A 20,205-nucleotide genomic window follows, 5' to 3' on the forward strand; every position below is an offset into this window, starting at 1 on the left:
TCATGGGGGTGCGGCGCTCCCCATCCGCCCCCGGGCGACCCATTCGGCGGCCCAGTGCGCCCTGCCGGGTCGGGTCGCTCTGGTGCTTTTGCTCCCCCCCCCCCCCCCCGGGGCGCTCGTCGGTAACGAAGCGTTGCGCTACGCCGGCCTGCCCGGAGGAACGTTCCGATCCGCGCTGCAGTACGAGGACTCCAAGGACGGCGTGCATGTCGCGCCGTTCGCGCTGATGCGCACGCCAGTGACCAACGCGCAGTTCCTCGCCTTCGTGCAGGCCAACCCGCAATGGCGGCGCGACCGCGTCGCCGGCGTGTTCGCCGAACCGCGCTATCTCTCGCACTGGAGTTCGGCGACGCAGCTCGGCCCGAACGCGTTGCCGCAGCAGCCGGTGGTCTGGGTGAGCTGGTTCGCGGCCAATGCGTATTGCGAGTCGATCGGCGCGCGCCTGCCGACGTGGACGGAATGGGAATACGCCGCCGCGGCCGACGAAACGCGTCGCGACGCACGCAAGGACCCGGCATGGCGCGAACGCATCCTCGCCTGGTACTCGCGGCCGTCCAACGCCGCACTGCCGCGTGCCGGCCTGCAGGCACCGAACGCCTACGGCGTGCAGGACCTGCACGGGCTGGTGTGGGAATGGACCGACGACTACTCCGCCCTCCTCGTCGATGCCGACAACCGCAACCAGGGCGATGCCGACAAGACGCGGTTCTGCGGCGCGGGCGCGCTGTCGATGGACGACCGCGAGAACTATGCCGTGCTGATGCGCGTGGCGATGCTGTCCTCGCTCGAGGGCGCCAACGCGACCGCCAACCTCGGTTTCCGCTGTGCCCGGAGTGCCAAATGAAGCCATCCCGACTTGTACTTGCCGCGGTTCTTGCCGCCACCGTGCCGGGCCTCGGCGCCCTGCCCGTTGCGGTCGCCGCCGCGCCACCGGCAACGAAGACAGCCGCGCTGCCAAGCGACTCGGTCTACCAGCTGACGCTGCCTTTGACCGACCAGCATGGACGCACGGCGGATTGGCGCCGCCATCGCGGCCAACCGCAGCTGGTGTCGATGTTCTACACCTCGTGCCAGTACATCTGCCCGTTGATCGTCGACTCGGGGAAGGCGATCGAGCACGAGCTCACGCCGGCCCAGCAACAACGCCTCGGCATCCTGCTGATCTCGATGGACCCTGCGCGCGATGATCCGGCCGCACTCAACTCGGTGGCCGTCAAGCGCAAGCTCGATCCGAAACGCTGGTCGCTGGCCTCGCCGCCACCCGGCGACGTCCGTACCGTCGCCGGCGTGCTTGGCGTCCGTTACCGCCAGCTCGCCGACGGCGAGTTCAACCACACCAGCGCGCTGGTCCTGCTCGATGCCGAGGGCCGCGTGCTGGCCCGCACCGAACAGATGGGCAGCCGCCCCGATCCGGAGTTCGTCGCCGCGGTTCGCCGCGCGACGTCTCCGTGAATCCATTTCCTTTCGTCCACACCACGGAGTACCTGATGCAACGTTTCAAGCTGCTTGCCGGACTGGCGCTGTTGTCCGTCGCGACCTTCGCCCAGGCCGCACCCAACTGCACGATCAGGCTCAAGGGCAACGACCAGATGCAGTTCGACCTCAAGACGGTGACTGTCTCGGCCTCCTGCCCGGCAATCAACATCGAGCTCACCCACGCCGGCAAGCTGCCGGCCAACGCGATGGGCCACAACGTGGTGGTCTCGCGCACCGCGGACGTCAACGCCATCGCGGCCGCCGGCATCCAGGCAGGTCTCGCCGCCAACTACGTGCCCAAGGGCGATGCCCGCGTGTTGGGCTCAACGCCGGTCGTCGGCGGTGGCGCGAGCACCAAGGGCAAGCTCACCGGCAAGCTCGCGGCCGGTGGCGACTACACGTATTTCTGCTCGTTCCCCGGGCACTCGGGGATCATGAAGGGCAAGCTGGTCGTCACGCCGTAACCGTCATGGACAGGCGGGAATGCGTTCCCGCCTGTCCGTGCAACCTCAGTGCTTCGCCGGCACGCCCAGTTCCTTCAGCAACTGCGGCGCCGGATAGACTTCCTGCATGATCCAGCGCATGTAGCGCTGGTCGACGGCGATCATGCGCGTCATCGCAGGATCGAACACCCAGTTGCTGCTCACCGACTCCCAGTTGCCGTCGAACGCCAGGCCGACCAGCTTGCCCTGCGCGTCGAGCACCGGCGAACCGGAGTTGCCGCCGGTGATGTCCAGGTCGGAGAGGAAGTTCACCGGCACCGTGCCGAGCTTCCTGTCGGCAAGACCGGCGTACTCCTTGGCGGCGATCGCATCCAGCAGCACCTTCGGCGCGTTGAACGGATCTTCGCCGGTGGCCTTGGTGGCGACTTCCTCGAGGCGCGTGAACGGCACCTGCTTGCTGCCGTCGGTCTTGGTGTAGCCCATCACGTTGCCGAAGGTGATGCGCAGCGACGAGTTGGCATCGGGATAGACGAACTGGCCCTTGCTCTTCCTGAAATCGGCCACCGCCTGCAGGTACACCGGACGCGCCATCAGCGCCTCGCCAGCGCGCGTCTTGCCCTCCTGCTCCATCTGCAGGACCGTCGGCATCAGCGCCACCGCGAACTGCATCGCCGGATCCTTGCTCTTCTCCAGCGCGGTGCGATCGGCCGTCATCAGCTTCATGCGCTCATCGGTGCTGCCAAGCTGCGTTTTTGACAGTTTGTCGAGCGCACGCTTGATCGCCTTCTCGTCCTGGCCGCCCAGCCACTTGTCGAGCGCGGCGATGTGCTGCGGTGCGGGCAGCTTGACGTACTGGCGCAGCCAGTAAGCCTGCAGTTCGCGGTCCATCGACGCCACGTAGCGGCGCTCCATCTGCCGCATGTTGCCCTCGAACGTCGGCAGGTCGCGTTCCTGGTAGCCCTGCTCGCGCTGCGGATCGGGCTTGGCGCGCTCGATCGAGAGACGGTACAGCTGCGTCGCGGCACCGAGCACGCCGGTGCTGCGCAGTTGCGCGAACACCAGGTCGCGGTCGCGGGTGACGCTGGCGGCCTCATTGATCGCGATCAGCTTCTCGTGCGCGGCCAACGCAGGCTCGCCCTTGGCACCCTGCTTGCGCAGCCACTCGAGCACGGCCGTTTCATCGGCCTGCTTCCGCTCGGCAGCGTCGATGCGCTTGAAGCCCTGCAGCTGGCCGTCGTAGTTCTTCAACGTGTTCTGCCAGCCGCGAACGGTGCTGGCGTACTTCACCGCGATGTCGGGGTTCTTTTTGCCCGCCGCCTGGACCAGCGCGACCAGGTCCTGGTAATGACCGCCGATGACCGGATACGTCCAACTTGCGGTCTCGTCGAATTCCTCCGCCAGCGCATAGCGCGCGGTGCGGCCCGGGTAGCCTGCCACCATGACGAAGTCGCCGGCATCCAGCGCCTTGTCGGCGATCTTCAACCAGTGCTTAGGCTGGTACGGCACGTTGTCGGGCGAGTACGCCGCCGGCTTGCCATCTTTGCCGACGTAGGCGCGGTAGAACGAGAAGTCGCCGGTGTGGCGCGGCCACATCCAGTTGTCGACCTCGCCGCCGTAGTTGCCGACGCTGCCGGGCGGCGCATAGGCCAGGCGCACGTCGCGGATCTCGAGGTTGCGGAACAGACGATAGTCATTGCCACCCGCAAAGCTGTACAGGCGGCAGCGGAATCCCGCCTCACGCTCGCAAGCGGACACCAACTGCTTCTCGATGTTCTCCAGCGCGACCGTGCGGGCCAGCGGATCCGGCGCCTGCGCGATTGCCTCGCGCACCTGCGCGGTCACGTCCTGGATGCTGTCCAGCGCGTAGATGCGCGCATTCGGACCCGCCGAGACTTCCTCACCTGGCGTCGCGGCATTGAAGCCGTCCTTCATCAGGTTCTTTTCGGGCGTGGAATTGAGCTGGATGGCGCCATAGGCGCAGTGGTGGTTGGTCACCACCAGGCCCTGCGGCGACACGAAACTCGCCGTACAACCGCCCAGCGAGACGACCGCGCCCATCGGGTCACCGGTCAGGTTGGCCAGTTGCTTGGGATTGAGCTTGAGGCCGGCCTTCTTCAGCGGGCCGGCGATCTCCGGCAACTGCTGCGGCACCCACATGCCCTCGCCCGCGAGGGCGCTCCCGAGACTGGCGACCGAGACCACACCCGCGATCGCCGCGGCCAATACCGAATGGCGCATCCTTCAACTCCTGGTACAAATCAGTAGGCGAGTCTAGCCCGCAGCGGGGAAACCTGACCCGTGACCGCCGTCGCATCCGGGCCGTTCAATCTTGCCGGATGTGGCGGTTACAGCCGGCGGTTATGCCGGCAATCATTCCGCCGGCAGGTTCATTTCCTTCAGCAGGTGCGGCGCCGGATAGACCTTGGCCATCAGCCAGCGCATGTAACGCATGTCGACGTGGATGGCGCGCTTGTAGCGCGGGTCGAACATCCAGCTCGCGCTGACGGCCTCCCAGTTGCTGTCGAAGTTCAGCGCGATCAGCTTGCCCTGCGCATCCAGCACCGGCGAGCCGGAGTTGCCTCCGGTGGTGTCGAGGTTGGTCAGGAAATCCACGGTCTGCGCGCCTCTCGACGAATTGCCGAGGCTCGGCTCAGCCGTGCTGCCGAAATCGCCCTTGGCGATCGCGTCGAGCAGCGGGCGCGGCGCGTTGAACGGCTCCTCGCCGGTGTGCTTCTCGACGATGCCCTGCACCGTCGTCAGCGGCTGGTAGTGCACGCCGTCGCGCGGGTCCATCGCACTGATGCGGCCGTAGCTCACGCGCAGCGTCGAGTTCGCATCCGGGTACACGGCGCGGCCCTGCGACTCGCGGAACGCGATCAGCGCCTTCATGTAGGCAGGACGCAGGCGCAGCAGTTCGCCTGCGCTGGCCTTCGATTCGTCCTCCATCCGCAGGATCGCCGGCAGCAGCGACGCCGCAGCCTGCAACAGCGCGTCGTTCGACGTCGCCAGCGTCGCGGCGTCGGCCTGCATCGCCGACAGGCGCAGCGCCTCGTCGCCGAGCTTCGTGCCGGCGTACATCGCATCGAGCTTCGCTTTCAGCTGCACGGGCGTGGTGCCGAACACGGTGTCGAACTCGGCCACGTGCTGCGCGGCCGGCAGTGCCTGGTACTGCGCGAGCAGATGGGCGAGCAGCGCCTTCTCGACGGCGGGCGCATAGCGTCGCTGCGCCTGCTTGAGCTGGCCGGTGATCAGGACTTCGTCGCGCTGCTGGTAACCGGCCTCGCGCTGCGCATCGGGCTTGCCGCGCTCGTGCGCCAGCCGCTGCACGGTGATCGCCGAACGCAGCAGCTGCGTCTGTGCGGTGATCGCGGCAATCAGCTGGTCGCGCTCGCGCGTCGCCATGCCCTGGTCCAGCACGGCCTGCGCGGAAGCGATGTCGGCCTTGATTGCCGCCGCATCGCGTTGCTGCTCCAGCCACGCCAGCATCGCCGCCTCGTCGTCGCGGCGCACGCGCACCGCATCGCTGCGGCGCAGCCCATCGAGCTCGCCCTGCGCGCGCTTGAGCGTGTTCTTGAAGCTGCGCACCTGCGCCGCGTAACTGACGCGCGCGGCTTCGTCCTTCGCGCCGGCCGATTCGATCGTGTCGATCATTCCCTGGTAGAGCGCGACGCGCGAGGGCAGCTGCCACTGGATCTGGTTGGCGAACTCCGAGGCCATGCGGTGGCGGAACGTCACGCCCGGATAGCCGGCCAGCATGGCGAAGTCGCCTTCCTTGACGTTGCGCGTCGACACCTGCAGGTGCGCGGGCGGCGTGTAGGGCACGTTGTCCGGCGAATAGTCGGCGGGCTTGCCGTCCTTGCCGACATAGGCGCGCAGCAGCGTGAAGTCGCCGGCATGGCGCGGCCACACGAAGTTGTCGACCTCGCCGCCGTAGTTGCCGATGTCGTTCGGCGGCGCGTAGACCAGGCGCACGTCGCGCAGCTCGAGCTGGCGGACCAGGTAGAAGTCCGTGCCGTAATACATGTTGGCGACGCTGCAGCGGTAGCCGGGCTCGCGTTCGCACTCGGCCACGGCGGCCTTGGTCGCGCTGTCGACGGCATCGTAGTAGCCGCGACCCTGCTTGCCCTTCGCGTCCGCGAGGATGCGGTCGGTGATGCGATCGAAGCCGGTCGTCACCAGTACGCGGTAGTCCGGATTGGCCGGGAGTTCGGCGCTGCGGTCGGCGGCGATGTAGCCGTCGCGGATCAGGTCGCGCTCAGGCTTCGAGTTGTACTGGATCACGCCGAAGGCGACGTGGTGGTTGGTGAGCACCAGGCCGTCGCCGGACACGAACGCGCCGCTGGCGCCGCCGACCTTGACCACCGCATTCATCGGCGGGCGCGCCAGTTCGGCCAGGTCGCGGGGGCGCCCCTTGAAGCCGGCCGCCTTGAGCTGCTTGGCGATGTCGGGCAGTTGCGAGGGCATCCACATGCCTTCATCGGCCTGGGCGGCCCCCAGCATCGACAGCGACAGGGACAGGGCTAACACACGGCGGCGCATGGTGGACATCGGGTCGTTCGGCACGAAAGGGAGCCGGGACGATAGGCGAAGCCGCCCGGGCCGGGCAACAAACCCGCACCCGGTCGCGACGGGCGCGCGGGCTATAATTCCGGTCTCTTTACCGCCGATCCGCGGACACCATCCCCATATGACGCAAATGATGAAGGCGCTGGTCAAGCGCGAAGCTGGCAAGGGCATCTGGATGGAAGAGGTGCCGATCCCCTCGCCCGGTCCGAACGAAGTGCTGGTCAAGCTGGAGAAGACCGCGATCTGCGGTACCGACCTGCACATCTACCTGTGGGACGAGTGGAGCCAGCGCACGATCAAGCCCGGCCTGGTGATCGGCCACGAATTCGTCGGCCGCGTGGTCGAACTCGGCGCTGGCGTGACCGGCTACAAGCTCGGCCAGCGCGTGTCGGCCGAAGGCCACATCGTCTGCGGCCACTGCCGCAACTGCCGCGCCGGTCGCCAGCACCTGTGCCCGAACACCGTCGGCATCGGCGTCAACCGCAACGGCGCCTTCGCTGAATACATCGTCATGCCGGCCAGCAACCTGTGGCCGATCCCGGACCAGATCCCGGGCGAGCTGGCCGCGTTCTTCGACCCGTACGGCAACGCCGCGCACTGCGCGCTGGAGTTCGACGTGGTCGGCGAAGACGTGCTGATCACCGGCGCCGGTCCGATCGGCATCATCGCCGCCGGTATCTGCAAGCACATCGGCGCGCGCAACGTGGTGGTCACCGACGTCAACGACTACCGCCTCAAGCTCGCAGCCGACATGGGCGCCACGCGCGTGGTGAACGTCGCCAACACCTCGCTGAAGGACGTGATGGCCGACCTGCACATGGAAGGCTTCGACGTCGGCCTGGAAATGAGCGGCAACCCGCGCGCGTTCAACGACATGCTCGACTGCATGTACCACGGCGGCAAGATCGCCATGCTCGGCATCATGCCCAAGGGCGCCGGTGCCGACTGGGACAAGATCATCTTCAAGGGCCTCACCATCCACGGCATCTACGGCCGCAAGATGTACGAGACCTGGTACAAGATGACGCAGCTGGTGTTGAGCGGCTTCCCGCTCGGCAAGGTGCTGACCCATCAGCTGCCGATCGATTCGTTCCAGGAAGGCTTCGAGCTGATGGAATCGGGCAAGGCCGGCAAGGTCGTGCTGAGCTGGAACTGAGTTCGCCGGATCGTCGTTCCCGCGAAGGCGGGAACCCGGCGACTTTCGCTCGAGACATCGCCCGATGCGCTGGATCCCCGCTTTCGCGGGGATGACGGCGCATCCATTAAGAGACGCATCCCATGTCCCTGACCCAACGCTACGCCGACGAACTCGACAACATCCGCGCCCAGGGGCTGTTCAAGTCCGAGCGCATCATCACCAGCCCGCAGTCGGCGGAGATAACGCTGGAAGACGGCCGGACCGTGCTGAACTTCTGCGCGAACAACTACCTCGGCCTGGCCGATCACCCCGACGTGATCGCCGCCGCCAAGGACGCGCTGGACACGCACGGCTTCGGCATGGCGTCGGTGCGCTTCATCTGCGGCACGCAGGACCTGCACAAGCAGCTGGAAAAGAGCATCGCGGATTTCTTCGGTACCGAGGACACGATCCTCTACGCCGCCTGCTTCGACGCCAACGGCGGCCTGTTCGAGCCGCTGCTGGGCGAGGACGACGCGATCATCTCCGACGCGCTCAACCACGCCTCCATCATCGACGGCGTGCGCCTGTGCAAGGCCAAGCGCTTCCGCTATGCCAACTGCGACATGGCCGACCTGGAGAAGCAGCTGCAGGCCGCCGATGCCGCCGGCTGCAAGACCAAGCTGATCACCAGCGACGGCGTGTTCTCGATGGACGGCTTCATCGCGCCGCTCGACGAGATCACCGCGCTGGCGAAGAAGTACAACGCGCTGGTCCACATCGACGAATGCCACGCCACCGGCTTCCTCGGCGCGACCGGCCGCGGCTCGGCCGAGGTCAAGGGCGTGATGGACAAGATCGACATCTTCACCGGCACGCTCGGCAAGGCCATGGGCGGCGCGCTGGGCGGCTTCACCACCGCCAAGAAGGAAGTGATCGAGATGCTGCGCCAGCGCTCGCGTCCCTACCTGTTCTCGAACTCACTGCCGCCGCACGTCGTCGCCGCAGGCATCAAGGCGTTCGAGATGCTGTCCAGCGCCGGCAACCTGCGCGAGCAGTTGGTGGAGAACACCGCCTACTTCCGCCAGCAGATGACCGCCGCCGGCTTCGACATCAAGCCCGGCGTGCATCCGATCAGTCCGGTGATGCTGTACGACGCGCCACTGGCGCAGAAGTTCGCGTCACGGTTGCTCGAGGAGGGCATCTACGCGATCGGCTTCTTCTATCCGGTGGTGCCGCAGGGTCAGGCGCGCATCCGCACGCAGATGTCGGCCGCACATACGCGCCAGCACCTGGATCGCGCGATCGCCGCGTTCATCAAGATCGGCCGCGAGCTGGGTGTGCTGAAGGGGTAATCGTCCGCGGGCACTGCATCAGCGGGCCCGCAGCAGGACTCCGGAAACGACAAACGGCCGGTCATCACGACCGGCCGTTTGCTTTTCAAGGCCACCGCACGAGGCGATGGTCCCGGTGCATTACTTGCCGCTGGCCTCGGCCTTCGCCGCGCCGCCTTCCGGCTTCGCCGGGGCGCCCTTGGCCACGCGGATGCCGCGAGCCTTCATCCAGGCATCGAACTCTTCGGCGCTCATCTTCTTGCCGTTCTGCTCCATGTTGAAGCGGTACGGCGTGTTGTCGTACTTGGTCTTCGGCTGGTAGCCGTTGGCACCCGCCGCCGGAGCCTCGGCCTTGGCCGGCTGCGCAGCCTGTTCCGGGGCCGGTGCGGCCTTCTTGTCGGCCGCCTGGGCGAAACCGCACAGCAGCACCATCGGCACCGCGACCATCCAAATCTTGCTCATGTGATCTCTCCCCTGACGTGGCGAGCAGTGTCGCCGCTTTTTTTGCTGAATTACGGTGCGCTTGCGCACAATCCTGACAAGTGGCGCCCCGATTTCCGTGCCCCAAGGCCAGTACGCCACTAACGCTGCAGCGCGGCCAGTTCCTCGACGCTGAGTTCGCGCCATTGCCCCTTGCCGAGCTCTCCCAGTTGAAGCGCTCCGATCGCCACGCGCACCAGCCGCAGGACATCGATTCCCATGGCACTGAACAGCCGCCGGATCTGACGATTGCGGCCCTCGTCGAGGATCACCTCGACCCAGGCATTCTTCTCGCCGGAACGCAGCAGCCGCGCCGAGCGCGCGCGGAGCGGTTCGCCGGCATCGACGACGCCGTCCAGCAACGCCGCCAGCGTCCGCTCGTCGGGGATGGTGTCGATCTGCACGTGGTAGGTCTTGTCCAGCCCCATTTCGGGATCGGTAATGCGGGCCGCCCATTGCGGGTCGTTACAGAACAGCAGCAGCCCTTCGCTGGCCTTGTCGAGCCGCCCCACCGGTGCAAGCCATGGCAGTCCGGCGCCGTCGAAGCAGCGATACACGGTGTCGCGGCCACGCTCGTCGCTGGCGGTCGTGACCAGCCCACGCGGCTTGTTGAGCATCACGTAGCGGCGCTGCTGGGCCTGGTCCAGCGGCTTGCCGTCGACCAGCACGCGCTGCCGGCCCTGCACGATCGCGAACTCGGGGTCGCGCACGACCCGGCCGTCCACCTCCACGCGTCCGTCGGCAATCCATTGCGCCGCCTGCGTGCGCGAGCACAGTCCGCACTTGGACAGCACGCGCGCCAGGCCGTGTCGGGGGGAAGTCTTCATCGTCGAAGGCCGCGTCGCGGCCAGGGTCCTTTGGGAGGGCAAGCGCCTACTTTTTCTTGTCGGCTTCGGGGGCCGCCGGGGCCGGCGCCGGGGGTGGCGCGGCCGCAGCACCTGGCTTGCCCTTGGCGACGCGCACGCCCTTGGCCTTCATCCAGGCGTCGAACTCCTCGGCCGTCATGCGCTTGCCGTTCTGATGCATGTCGAATCGCCACGGCGTGTTGTCGTACTGCGTCTTGGGCTTGTAGGCGGCCGGGTCGGAGGACGACGGCATCGCGGCTGCGGCAGGTGCTGCAGCCGGCTTGGCGCTGGCGACGTTGCTGCAATTGTCGATGCGCTGGCGCAGCAGCACTTGGTCCACCGAGAGGGATTCGTCAGAGGCCTGCGACAGCACGCCGGTCGGCGCACCGAGCTGATGACTCGGCAGGACCAGTTCGGAGGCGATCGGCGCCACCACGGTCGGACGCACCGGCATCGCCTTCGGCGCCGCGATCCCCGCGCAATTGTTGGCCTGAGCCTGCGCCATCCCGGCGGCGAGCATCAACGACAATCCGATTACCGCGCGCATGGCGAGCCTCCGAACCTCCTGATCGTGCTGTCCAGAATACCCCCCTGGCCAGTGCGCGCAGAGTGTAGGAGCGCGAATCGACGGTCACAACCGCCGCGATGCGAATCGCCAGCGCGCATCACAAACGACGAAGCCCGGCCAGATGGCCGGGCTTCGCAGTGTTGCAGTGGCGGATTCAGGAATCCGCCGGTGAGGCTCAGTTCTGCACGTTCAGCTCGGTGCGGCGGTTCTTCTCGCTCTTGCAGCCCGGCATCGTCTGGCCCAGGTCTTCCAGCGGACGGCTCTCGCCGTAGCCGTTCGGACCGGTCAGACGCGACGCGTCGATGCCGTTGCTGGTCAGGTGGTCATAGACCGCCTTGGCGCGACGCTCCGACAGCTTCTGGTTGTACGCGTCCTTGCCGCACTGGTCGGTGTGACCGGCCACTTCGGCACGCAGCTCCGGATAGCGCTTGAAGATCTCGATGGCCTCGTTGAGGATCGCCACCGCGTCAGGACGCAGATTCGCCTTGTCGAAGTCGAAGTTCACGCCCTTCAGGTCGATCGACACCGGCACCGGGCAACCGTCCGGACCGATCGTCTGGCCGGCCTGCGAACCCGGGCACTTGTCGTCGCAGTTGTTGACGCCGTCGCCGTCGTCGTCCAGGTCGGCGCAGCTCGGCGCAGGCGGAGCCGGCGGAGCCGGAACGACCGGCGGGCCCAGCGGGATGATGATGCCGACCGAGGCCAGCACGTCGCCGAACCAGTCTTCGCTCGGAGCGTTGACGCTCTTGTCGTCGAAGTCGGCGCGGTAGGCCAGTTCGCCGCGGATACCGACGCGGTTGCCGTACAGGGCCGACTGCACGCCCACGCCGACCTTGGCGGCGAGGTTGTCGTCTTCGCGCTCACCCGGCGAGCTCGTGCTCGGGAAGGCATCGAACTCTTCTTCCGAACGCTGCCAGCCCAGGCCCATCAGCACGTACGGTGCCCAGTTGCGGCCTTCCTCGGTGAAGTGGCGACGCAGATCCAGCGATGCGCCGTACTGGCTCCAGTTGAGGTTCTGGTTGTCGTCGTTGTTCGGGTTCTGGTAGTTCAGCTCGCCGTCGAGCGACCAGTTCTGGTTAAGGAACTTGCCGACACCGAGACCAGCGAACGGGGCATTGCGGGTGCCACGATCATTGTCCTGCATGTTGAAACCGGCCGAGCCGGTCAGGTACCAACGATCATCGAATTCCTGGGCGCCAGCCACCTGGGCAAAACTCAGGCCGGCCAGCAGTGCGGTGCTCAACAGGCGGATCTTCATTGCTGACTCCTTGTGTTCACATCGGGAAAGTTCGATTCACACAGCAAAGGCGTGACAGGGACGCATTCAGATTCGGTCCGGCCCGACCCCGATGGTCACTGGCGGCACGAAGCATACATCAATGTCAAGGAATTTGTTAACACTTATTAACGTAGTGCCGGAACTATTGGCTGTAAACGAACGAAGCCCGGCCAAGCGGCCGGGCTTCGTGGGGTTGCGGCGGCGGATTCAGGAATCCGCCGGTCAGGCTCAGTTCTGCACGTTCAGCTCGGTGCGGCGGTTCTTCTCGCTCTTGCAGCCCGGCATCGTCTGGCCCAGGTCTTCCAGCGGACGGCTCTCGCCGTAGCCGTTCGGACCGGTCAGACGCGACGCGTCGATGCCGTTGCTGGTCAGGTGGTCATAGACCGCCTTGGCGCGACGCTCCGACAGACCCTGGTTGTACGCGTCCTTGCCGCACTGGTCGGTGTGACCGGCCACTTCGGCACGCAACTCCGGATAGCGCTTGAAGATCTCGATGGCCTCGTTGAGGATCGCCACCGCGTCAGGACGCAGGTTCGCCTTGTCGAAGTCGAAGTTCACGCCCTTCAGGTCGATCGACACCGGCACCGGGCAACCGTCCGGACCGATCGTCTGGCCGGCCTGCGAACCCGGGCACTTGTCGTCGCAGTTGTTGACGCCGTCGCCGTCGTCGTCCAGGTCGGCGCAGCTCGGCGCGGCCGGGGCCGGCGGGGCCGCAACGACCGGGGCACCCAGCGGGATGATGATGCCGACCGAGGCCAGCACGTCGCCGAACCAGTCTTCGCTCGGAGCGTTGACGCTCTTGTCGTCGAAATCGGCGCGGTAGGCCAGCTCGCCGCGGATACCGACGCGGTTGCCATACAGGGCCGACTGCACGCCCACGCCGACCTTGGCGGCGAAGTTGTCGTCTTCGCGCTCACCCGGCGAGTTCGTGCTCGGGAACGCGTCGAACTCCTCTTCCGAGCGCTGCCAGCCCAGACCCATCAGCACGTACGGCGCCCAGTTGCGACCTTCCTGGGTGAAGTGGTACCGCGCGTCGAGCGATGCGCCGTACTGGCTCCAGTTGAGGTTCTGGTTGTCGTCGTTTTCAGGGTTCTGGTAGTTCAGCTCGCCGTCGATCGACCAGTTCTGGTTGAGGAACTTGCCGATACCGAGGCCGACGAACGGAGCATTGCGGGTGCCGCGATCGTTGTCCTGCATGTTGAAACCGGCCGAACCGGTCAGGTACCAGCGATCGTCGAATTCCTGGGCGGCAGCTGCCTGGGCGATGCTCAGGCCACCCAGCAGGGCGGCGCAGAGGAGTTTCTTATTCATGTTGTGCTCCTTCATCTATCGATATTCGAAACCGCGTCAGCGGGCTTCGTATTCCTATGGGGGACAGTCGCCGTATGACGCTATCGGCGCGCAGAGTAAATTCGTGAATGTGAAAGTCATGTTAACGGCCATATAACAATCACATTAGTTCCCGATAATTTTTGCGCCCGTAAACGGTCGTTCAGACCTGCAGCAGCTCCAGCAGTCGCGTCACCGGCATAGCCTCCAGGACGCCTGGCTGCGCAGCCAAAGCCATCACCCGGTCGGCCTGCGCGGGCTCCAATCGCAAACGGATCGCCGACTCGAACTTCGCCATCAGCAAGGGGATACCCTCGGCACGACGCCTGCGGTGGCCGACCGGATAATCCACCGTGGCCTTTTCGGTGGTGCTGCCGTCGCGGAAGAAAACCTGCACCGAATTGCCGATGTAACGCTTTTCCGGGTCGAAATAATCCCGGGTGAAACGCGGGTCCTCGGTAACGGTCATGCGTTCGCGGAGTGCGTCGATCCGCGGGTCGGCGGCGGCCTCGTCTGTGTAATCGTCTGCGGTGAGGCGGCCGAATATCAGCGGTACCGCGACCATGAACTGCAGGCAGTGGTCGCGATCGGCGTAATTGGCCAGCGGTCCGGTCTTGTCGATGATGCGCATCGCCGCCTGCTGGGTTTCCAGGACGATCCGGTCGATCGCCTCCACGCCGCCTTTGTCGAGCCTCGCGCGGACCTGCGGGTGCAATTGCATCGCGCATTCCACGGCGGTCTGGGCGTGGAACTCGGCGGGATAGCTGATCTTGAACAGGATGTTCTCCATCACGTAGCTGCCGAACGGGCGCTCGAACTCGAATGCTTCGCCCCGGAAGGCCACGTCGTAGAACCCCCATACCGGCGCGGTCAGCGCACTCGGATAGCCGACCACACCCTTGGCCGCGTTGAGCGCGTGGATGACGGCGCGGCGGCAAGCGTCGCCAGCGGCCCAGCTCTTGCGCGGGCCGGTGTTCGGCGCGTGGCGGTAGGTGCGCAGCACGCCGTTGTCGATCCAGCTGTGCGAGATGGCGGTGACGATGTCGTCGCGGCTGCCACCGAGCATCGCGGTGGCGACCGCGGTCGACGCCAGACGCACCAGAATCACGTGGTCGAGGCCGACGCGGTTGAACGAGTTGCGCAGCGCGTAGCAGCCCTGGATCTCGTGCGCCTTGATGGCGTGGGCCAGGACATCGCGCACGGTCATCGCCACGCCGCCAGCGGCTTCGGCCCGGCGTCCCAGGTAATCGGCCACGGCGAGGATCGAGCCGAGGTTGTCGGACGGGTGCCCCCATTCCGCCGCCAGCCAGGTGTCGTTGAAGTCGAGCCAGCGGATCTGCACGCCGATGTTGTAGGCGGCCTGCGCCGGATCGAGCTCGTACGACGTGAAGGGCACGCGCGCGCCGCCGGGCATGCCGGCACCTGGCACAAGCGGACCGAGATGCTTCACGCACGCCGGATACTCCATCGCCAATGCCGCGCAGGCCAGCGAATCGAACAGCATGTAGCGCGCCGTCTCGAACGCCTCCTCCGAATCGATCTGGTAATCGCGGACGTAGTCGGCGATGGCCGTCATCGGCGCGTCGGGATCCGGGCGCGCGGCGGAGCGGATGTCGTGGCTCATGGCTCAGGGCCTCCGGCGAGGACGTGACCATTCTTCCAGACGCCCGCCGGACGGTCCGTCACGCTGCATTGGCGGCAGACCCGGAACGCACCGGCACGTGGGCCGTGCTTGGAAAAGCGCGGCGGCGGGACCACTCTTTCGCCATGGACATCCCCGCCCGCCTGCCAACCCTGTTCCTCTCCCACGGCTCGCCGATGCTGGCGATCGAGGATTCGCCGGCCGGTCGCTTCCTCGACAAACTGGGCGAACAACTGCCGTGGCCGAAGGCGGTGCTCGTCGCCTCCGCCCACTTCATGACCGACCGGCCGATGCTCGGCGGCCATGCACAACCGCACACGGTGCATGACTTCGGCGGATTTCCCGAGCCGCTGTACCAGATCCAATACCCAGCGCCCGGCGATCCCGACCTGGCCGAGCAGATCGCGCAACGTTTGGCCGATGCCGGGCTGACGCCTCGCGTGCGCGAGAACCACGGCCTCGACCACGGCGTGTGGGTACCACTGCGGCGTATGTATCCGCAGGCCGACATCCCGGTGGTGCCGTTGTCGGTGATGCCCCACGCCACTGCCGCGCAGCATTACGCGCTCGGCCAGGCGCTGGCGCCGTTGCGCGACGCAGGCGTGCTGGTGATCGGGTCGGGCGGCTTCGTGCACAACCTCGGCGACCTCGACTGGCAGCACAAGGACGCGCAGGTACCGGGATGGGCGCAGGAGTTCAGCGACTGGATGCACACGATGCTGTCGGCGCACGACTGGCCGGCGCTGCTCGACTGGCACCAGCGTGCGCCGCATGCACAGCACGCGCATCCGACAGTCGAGCACCTGATGCCGCTGTTCGTCGCGCTGGGCGCGGCCGGTGATGCGCCGAACGTGCGCAGCATCCACCGCTCGCACGAGTTCGGGTCACTTGCGCTGGATGCGTTCGCGTTCGATTGAGCGTGCGCGCATGACGGCGCGCCTCCCTACTGCCGCTCCCACGGCGGGTTCTCGCCGAAGCGCGACTCGATGAAGTCGACGAACGCACGCACGCGCGGCGGCACCAGGCGCCGTTGCGGCGTGATCGCGTAGATGCCGGTGTCTGCGAAGGGATAGCCGGGCAGCACCTGCACCAGGCGACCGCTGCGCAGGTCGTCTGCGACGTGCCACGACGAGTGCAGCGCGATGCCGAGCCCGGCCACACACGCATCGCGAACCACCTCGCCGTAGTTGGTCTCGATGCGGCCCTGCACGCGCACCGCGACTTCGCCGCCGGCGCCGTCGCTCATGCGCCACACATCCTGGCGGCCCGCGCTGCCGACCAGCAGCACGCATTCATGCCCGCCCAGGTCCTGCGGCGTTTGCGGAGTTCCGTGCCGGCGCAGGTAGTCGGGCGAGGCGCACAGCACGCGGCGATTCGGCGCCAGCCGCCGCGCGACGAGGTTGGAATCGGTCAACGCGCCGATGCGTATCGCCAGATCGAATCCCGCACTGACCAGGTCCAGCATCTGGTCGGTCAGGTTGAGGCTGAGCTTGATGCGCGGATGCCGGGCCATGAACTCCGGCAGCAGCGGCGAGATGTAGAGGCGCCCGAACGAGGCCGACGTCGTCACCCGCAGCGTGCCGGCGGCCTCGGTGCCAGTCTGGCGCAGGCTGCTGGTCAGCGCTTCGAGATCCTCGATCAGCACCCGCCCCTGATCGGCCAGCACTGCGCCCTCCGGCGTGGCATGCAGGCGCCGCGTGGTCCGGTGCAGCAGGCGCACGCCGAGGTCGGCTTCCAGCCGCTTCAGGCGCTGGCTGGCCACCGCCACGGACAGGTCGAGGCTGCGGGCGGCGGCACTGATCGACCCCAGATCCAGCACCCGCAGGAACAGGCCGATGTCGTCGATCCGGTCCATTTCGCTCGATTATCAATATTCCGTTGAATCTCCTTCGCCATCCTGATGGTTTCTGCTGAAGATGCAAGCCCCTAGGCTGCGCGCTCCCCTTTCCAGGCGAGACCCCGCGCCGTCATGGCCACCCTCCCCCTTGCATCTGCTTCTTCCGGCCGGATGCCGCTGGCGCTGTACGCGCTGACCGCCGGCTCATTCGGCATCGGCTGCGCCGAGTTCGTGATCATGGGCCTGCTGTTGCAGGTCGCCGCCGACCTGCACGTGTCGATCGCCGCCGCGGGCATGCTCGTGTCCGGCTACGCGCTGGGCGTGTTCGTCGGCGCGCCGCTGCTGACGCTGCTGACGCGCCGCATGCCGCGCAAGGCTGTGTTGATCGCGCTGATGGTGATCTACACGATCGGCAACGCGGCCTGTGCGCTCGCGCCCGACTACACCACGCTGATGGCCGCACGCGTGCTGACCTCGCTCACGCATGGCACGTTCTTCGGTGTCGGTGCCGTCGTCGCCACCGGCATGGTGCCGTCCGAGCGTCGCGCTTCCGCCATCTCGATCATGTTTTCCGGACTCACGCTGGCAACGCTGCTCGGCATGCCAGCCGGTGCGTGGCTGGGTCTGCATCTGGGGTGGCGTTCCACCTTCTGGGCGATGACGCTGGTCGGCATCGCATCGCTGGCGATCATCGCCGCGCTGGTGCCGTCCAGCCGCGAGGACGCCGCGCCCGTGGCATTGCGTGACGAACTCCGGACGATCGCGCGCCCGCAGGTGCTGCTGGGCCTGCTGATGACGATGCTGGGCTTCGCCGGCGTGTTCGTCGTCATCACCTATCTGCAGCCGTTGCTGACGCAGCTGACCGGCTTCGGCGAAGGTGCGGTATCGCCGATCCTTCTGCTGTTCGGCGGTGGCATGGTCGTAGGCAATCTCCTCGGCGGACGCTTCGCAGACCGCAAGCCCACGCCAGCGCTGCTGGCGACCCTCGCCGCGCTGGCGCTGGTGCTGGGCACCATGACGTTCGCGCTGCACAGCAAGGCGGCGATGGTCGCGTTCGTCGCCCTGCTCGGCATCGCCGCGTTCGCAACGGTGTCGCCATTGCAACTTAGGGTGCTGCATCACGCCCGCGGCGCCGGCGAGAACCTGGCGTCGAGCTTCAACATCGCTGCGTTCAACCTGGGCAACGCGCTCGGCGCATGGCTGGGCGGCGTGGTGATCGAGCATGGTGCGGGCCTCGGCGCGGTGACGTGGACCGCGGCGCTGGTGACCACCGCCGGCCTCGCCGTCGCGCTGTGGAGCGTGCGCGCCGAGACTTCCGGCAGCGCGCCGGAACCGCTGCCGCACGGCTGCGTGCCCGAGCAACCGTGACCGCGCCACCACGCACCGCGCCGCACCATTCCTCCACTCCCAGCCCTCGACTCCTGCTTCCTTCCCTTCCCAAGGACCTGTCATGGATTACCGCTTCCTCGGCCACTCCGGCTTCCGCGTTCCCGTCCTGAGCTTCGGCACCGGCACCTTCGGCGGCAAAGGCCAGCTGTTCGGCGCCTGGGGCAATACCGACGTCAACGAGGCACGACGCCTCATCGACATCTGCCTCGATGCCGGACTGACGATGTTCGACAGCGCCGATGTCTATTCCGGCGGTGTGGCAGAGAGCATTCTCGGCGCGGCGATCAAGGGACGCCGCGACCAGGTGCTGATCTCGACCAAGGCGACGTTCCGCTTCGATGATGGCGCGAACAACGTCGGGTCTTCGCGCTTCCATTTGATCAACACGATCGATGCCGCGCTCAAGCGCCTGGGCACCGACTACATCGACCTGTTCCAGTTGCACGGCTTCGACGCGATGACGCCGGTCGAGGAAACGCTGTCCACGCTCGACGACCTCGTGCGCGCCGGCAAGATCCGCTACCTCGGCGTCTCCAACTTCTCCGGCTGGCACCTGATGAAGTCATTGGCCGCCGCGGATCGCCACGGCTGGTCGCGCTACGTCGCGCACCAGGCGTACTACTCGCTGATCGGCCGCGACTACGAATGGGAACTGATGCCGCTGGCGAAGGACCAGGGCGTCGGCGCGGTGGTGTGGAGCCCGCTGGGCTGGGGCCGTCTGACCGGAAAGATCCGCCGCGGCCAGCCGCGTCCGGAAGTGAGCCGTCTGCCCGGCAGCGCCGAGCACGGCCCGCCGGTCGATGACGAACACCTGTACCGCGTCGTCGACGCGCTCGATGCGGTCGCCGCGGAAACCGGCAAGACCGTGCCGCAGGTGGCGCTGAACTGGCTGCTGCAACGGCCGACGGTTTCGACCGTCGTCATCGGCGCGCGCAACGAGGAACAACTGAAGCAGAACCTCGGTGCGGTGGGCTGGAACCTGACGCCGGAGCAGGTCGCGGTGCTCGATGCCGCCAGCGCGGTCACGCCGGCCTACCCGTACTGGCACCAGCGCGGCTTCGGCGAGCGCAATCCGTCGCCGGTGTGACCGACGCCTGGAGGCTGTTGAACCGCCGCCGGGCAGCGGTCAGCCGAATCGCTGCAGCACCTCACGCACGGCGCCCGCATAGCCGGCGCCGAACAGGTTGAGGTGGTTGAGCAAGTGGTAGAGGTTGTACACGGGCGCCCGCTCGCGCCAGTCGGCCGCGGGCGCCGCCACTTCCGCGTAAGCGTTCCACAACGCAGTCTGTGGCGAGCCGAAGAGCGCCAGCATCGACAGCTCGGATTCGGCCCAGCCCCAATGCACGGCACCGGCGTCGATCAGTGCCGGCACTCCGTCGCCGCAGCAGTGCAGATTGCCCAGCCACAGATCGCCATGCAGCAGCACCGGCGCCTGCGCCGGGATCAGCGACTGCAGGCGCGCACAGATCCGCTCGACCGCGTGAGCATCGCCTGCCTCGAGATGCCCGGCATCGAGAGCCCGTCGCGCCTGAGGCAGCAGCCGGCATTCGGCGAAGAAGCGCCAGCCGTCATCCATCGGGGTGTTGAGTTGCGGCGTGAGTCCGCAATAACCATCGCGCTTGAAGCCGAAGCGCTCGCCGCGCATCGAATGCAGTTCCGCCAGGCCGCGGCCCGCGAGACTCCAGAATCGTTCCTTCGGCGCGCCTTCGCCGAGGTCTTCCAGGACCAGGCGCTCCGCCGACAGCGCCAGCACACGTGGCACGCGCAGCGCACCGGCGCCCGCCAGCGTCGCCAGGCCCGCGGCTTCTGCAGCGAAGTAGTCCGCCGGCGCGTCCGGCCAGTGCTTGGTCACGACCGCGATGCCGCGGTACATCGTGTGTGCGAGTTGTGTCCTGGTCAT

Annotated in this window: 18 protein-coding genes; 8 read left to right on the forward strand and 10 right to left on the reverse strand. The window is 67.0% G+C overall.

Going from position 1 to position 20,205, the window contains the following annotated elements; translation table 11 throughout:
- Positions 1–133: 133 nt before the first annotated feature.
- From IU514_RS16835 to azu, 3 genes are read left to right on the forward strand one after another with little or no spacing between them, the layout of a single operon-like run.
- On the forward strand, positions 134–844 hold the full coding sequence (locus IU514_RS16835) for a formylglycine-generating enzyme family protein (protein ID WP_228760825.1): 711 nt from the start codon (positions 134–136) through the stop codon (positions 842–844).
- The gene (locus IU514_RS16840) at positions 841–1,452 is read left to right on the forward strand and encodes an SCO family protein (RefSeq protein ID WP_194932314.1); all 612 of its coding nucleotides are present in this window, start codon (positions 841–843) and stop codon (positions 1,450–1,452) included. Before IU514_RS16835 ends, IU514_RS16840 begins: the two co-directional genes overlap by 4 nt.
- Before the next feature lie 35 nt (positions 1,453–1,487).
- Positions 1,488–1,940, forward strand: a complete 453-nt coding sequence (gene azu / locus IU514_RS16845; RefSeq protein WP_194932315.1) for an azurin — start codon at positions 1,488–1,490, stop codon at positions 1,938–1,940.
- 45 nt (positions 1,941–1,985) lie between these two features.
- Here the strand turns inward: azu and IU514_RS16850 are convergent, their stop codons facing one another.
- Positions 1,986–4,157 carry a S46 family peptidase gene (locus IU514_RS16850; protein ID WP_194932316.1) on the reverse strand — a complete coding sequence of 724 codons (2,172 nt, stop codon included), beginning with the start codon at positions 4,155–4,157 and terminating at the stop codon, positions 1,986–1,988.
- Positions 4,158–4,289: 132 nt separating this feature from the next.
- Positions 4,290–6,467 (reverse strand): S46 family peptidase, encoded by a 2,178-nt coding sequence (locus IU514_RS16855; protein WP_194932317.1) that lies wholly within the window; start codon positions 6,465–6,467, stop codon positions 4,290–4,292.
- A gap of 139 nt (positions 6,468–6,606) precedes the next feature.
- Here IU514_RS16855 and tdh point away from each other — a divergent pair, with 139 nt between their 5' ends.
- Entirely contained in the window at positions 6,607–7,641 is a 1,035-nt protein-coding gene (gene tdh / locus IU514_RS16860; RefSeq protein WP_194932318.1) for an L-threonine 3-dehydrogenase, read from the forward strand.
- Positions 7,642–7,763: 122 nt separating this feature from the next.
- The gene (kbl, locus tag IU514_RS16865; protein WP_194932319.1) at positions 7,764–8,957 is read left to right on the forward strand and encodes a glycine C-acetyltransferase; all 1,194 of its coding nucleotides are present in this window, start codon (positions 7,764–7,766) and stop codon (positions 8,955–8,957) included.
- 120 nt (positions 8,958–9,077) lie between these two features.
- Here kbl and IU514_RS19055 read toward each other — a convergent pair whose 3' ends face one another.
- The 6 genes from IU514_RS19055 to IU514_RS16895 form a co-directional block, all read right to left on the reverse strand.
- Positions 9,078–9,398, reverse strand: coding sequence for a hypothetical protein (locus tag IU514_RS19055; protein ID WP_228760826.1), 321 nt, complete (start codon positions 9,396–9,398; stop codon positions 9,078–9,080).
- A 119-nt stretch (positions 9,399–9,517) separates the two neighbouring features.
- The gene (locus tag IU514_RS16875; protein ID WP_194932320.1) at positions 9,518–10,243 is read right to left on the reverse strand and encodes a pseudouridine synthase; all 726 of its coding nucleotides are present in this window, start codon (positions 10,241–10,243) and stop codon (positions 9,518–9,520) included.
- Positions 10,244–10,289: 46 nt separating this feature from the next.
- Entirely contained in the window at positions 10,290–10,808 is a 519-nt protein-coding gene (locus IU514_RS16880; protein WP_194932321.1) for a hypothetical protein, read from the reverse strand.
- A gap of 196 nt (positions 10,809–11,004) precedes the next feature.
- Positions 11,005–12,087, reverse strand: coding sequence for an OmpA family protein (locus IU514_RS16885; RefSeq protein WP_194932322.1), 1,083 nt, complete (start codon positions 12,085–12,087; stop codon positions 11,005–11,007).
- 249 nt (positions 12,088–12,336) lie between these two features.
- Positions 12,337–13,419, reverse strand: coding sequence for an OmpA family protein (locus tag IU514_RS16890; RefSeq protein WP_194932323.1), 1,083 nt, complete (start codon positions 13,417–13,419; stop codon positions 12,337–12,339).
- A gap of 181 nt (positions 13,420–13,600) precedes the next feature.
- On the reverse strand, positions 13,601–15,061 hold the full coding sequence (locus IU514_RS16895) for a bifunctional 2-methylcitrate dehydratase/aconitate hydratase (protein WP_194932324.1): 1,461 nt from the start codon (positions 15,059–15,061) through the stop codon (positions 13,601–13,603).
- A 143-nt stretch (positions 15,062–15,204) separates the two neighbouring features.
- Between IU514_RS16895 and IU514_RS16900 the strand changes: the two genes are divergently transcribed.
- Entirely contained in the window at positions 15,205–15,996 is a 792-nt protein-coding gene (locus IU514_RS16900) for a DODA-type extradiol aromatic ring-opening family dioxygenase (RefSeq protein ID WP_194932325.1), read from the forward strand.
- A gap of 26 nt (positions 15,997–16,022) precedes the next feature.
- Here IU514_RS16900 and IU514_RS16905 read toward each other — a convergent pair whose 3' ends face one another.
- On the reverse strand, positions 16,023–16,934 hold the full coding sequence (locus tag IU514_RS16905; RefSeq protein ID WP_194932326.1) for a LysR family transcriptional regulator: 912 nt from the start codon (positions 16,932–16,934) through the stop codon (positions 16,023–16,025).
- A gap of 114 nt (positions 16,935–17,048) precedes the next feature.
- Here IU514_RS16905 and IU514_RS16910 point away from each other — a divergent pair, with 114 nt between their 5' ends.
- Both IU514_RS16910 and IU514_RS16915 read left to right on the forward strand, forming a co-directional pair.
- Positions 17,049–18,284, forward strand: coding sequence for an MFS transporter (locus tag IU514_RS16910; protein WP_194932327.1), 1,236 nt, complete (start codon positions 17,049–17,051; stop codon positions 18,282–18,284).
- Between the two features lie 82 nt (positions 18,285–18,366).
- Positions 18,367–19,392, forward strand: a complete 1,026-nt coding sequence (locus IU514_RS16915; RefSeq protein ID WP_194932328.1) for an aldo/keto reductase — start codon at positions 18,367–18,369, stop codon at positions 19,390–19,392.
- Between the two features lie 39 nt (positions 19,393–19,431).
- Here the strand turns inward: IU514_RS16915 and IU514_RS16920 are convergent, their stop codons facing one another.
- Entirely contained in the window at positions 19,432–20,205 is a 774-nt protein-coding gene (locus IU514_RS16920; protein ID WP_194932329.1) for a fructosamine kinase family protein, read from the reverse strand.

Source organism: Lysobacter niastensis (assembly GCF_015453285.1).
GTDB lineage: Bacteria > Pseudomonadota > Gammaproteobacteria > Xanthomonadales > Xanthomonadaceae > Lysobacter_J > Lysobacter_J niastensis.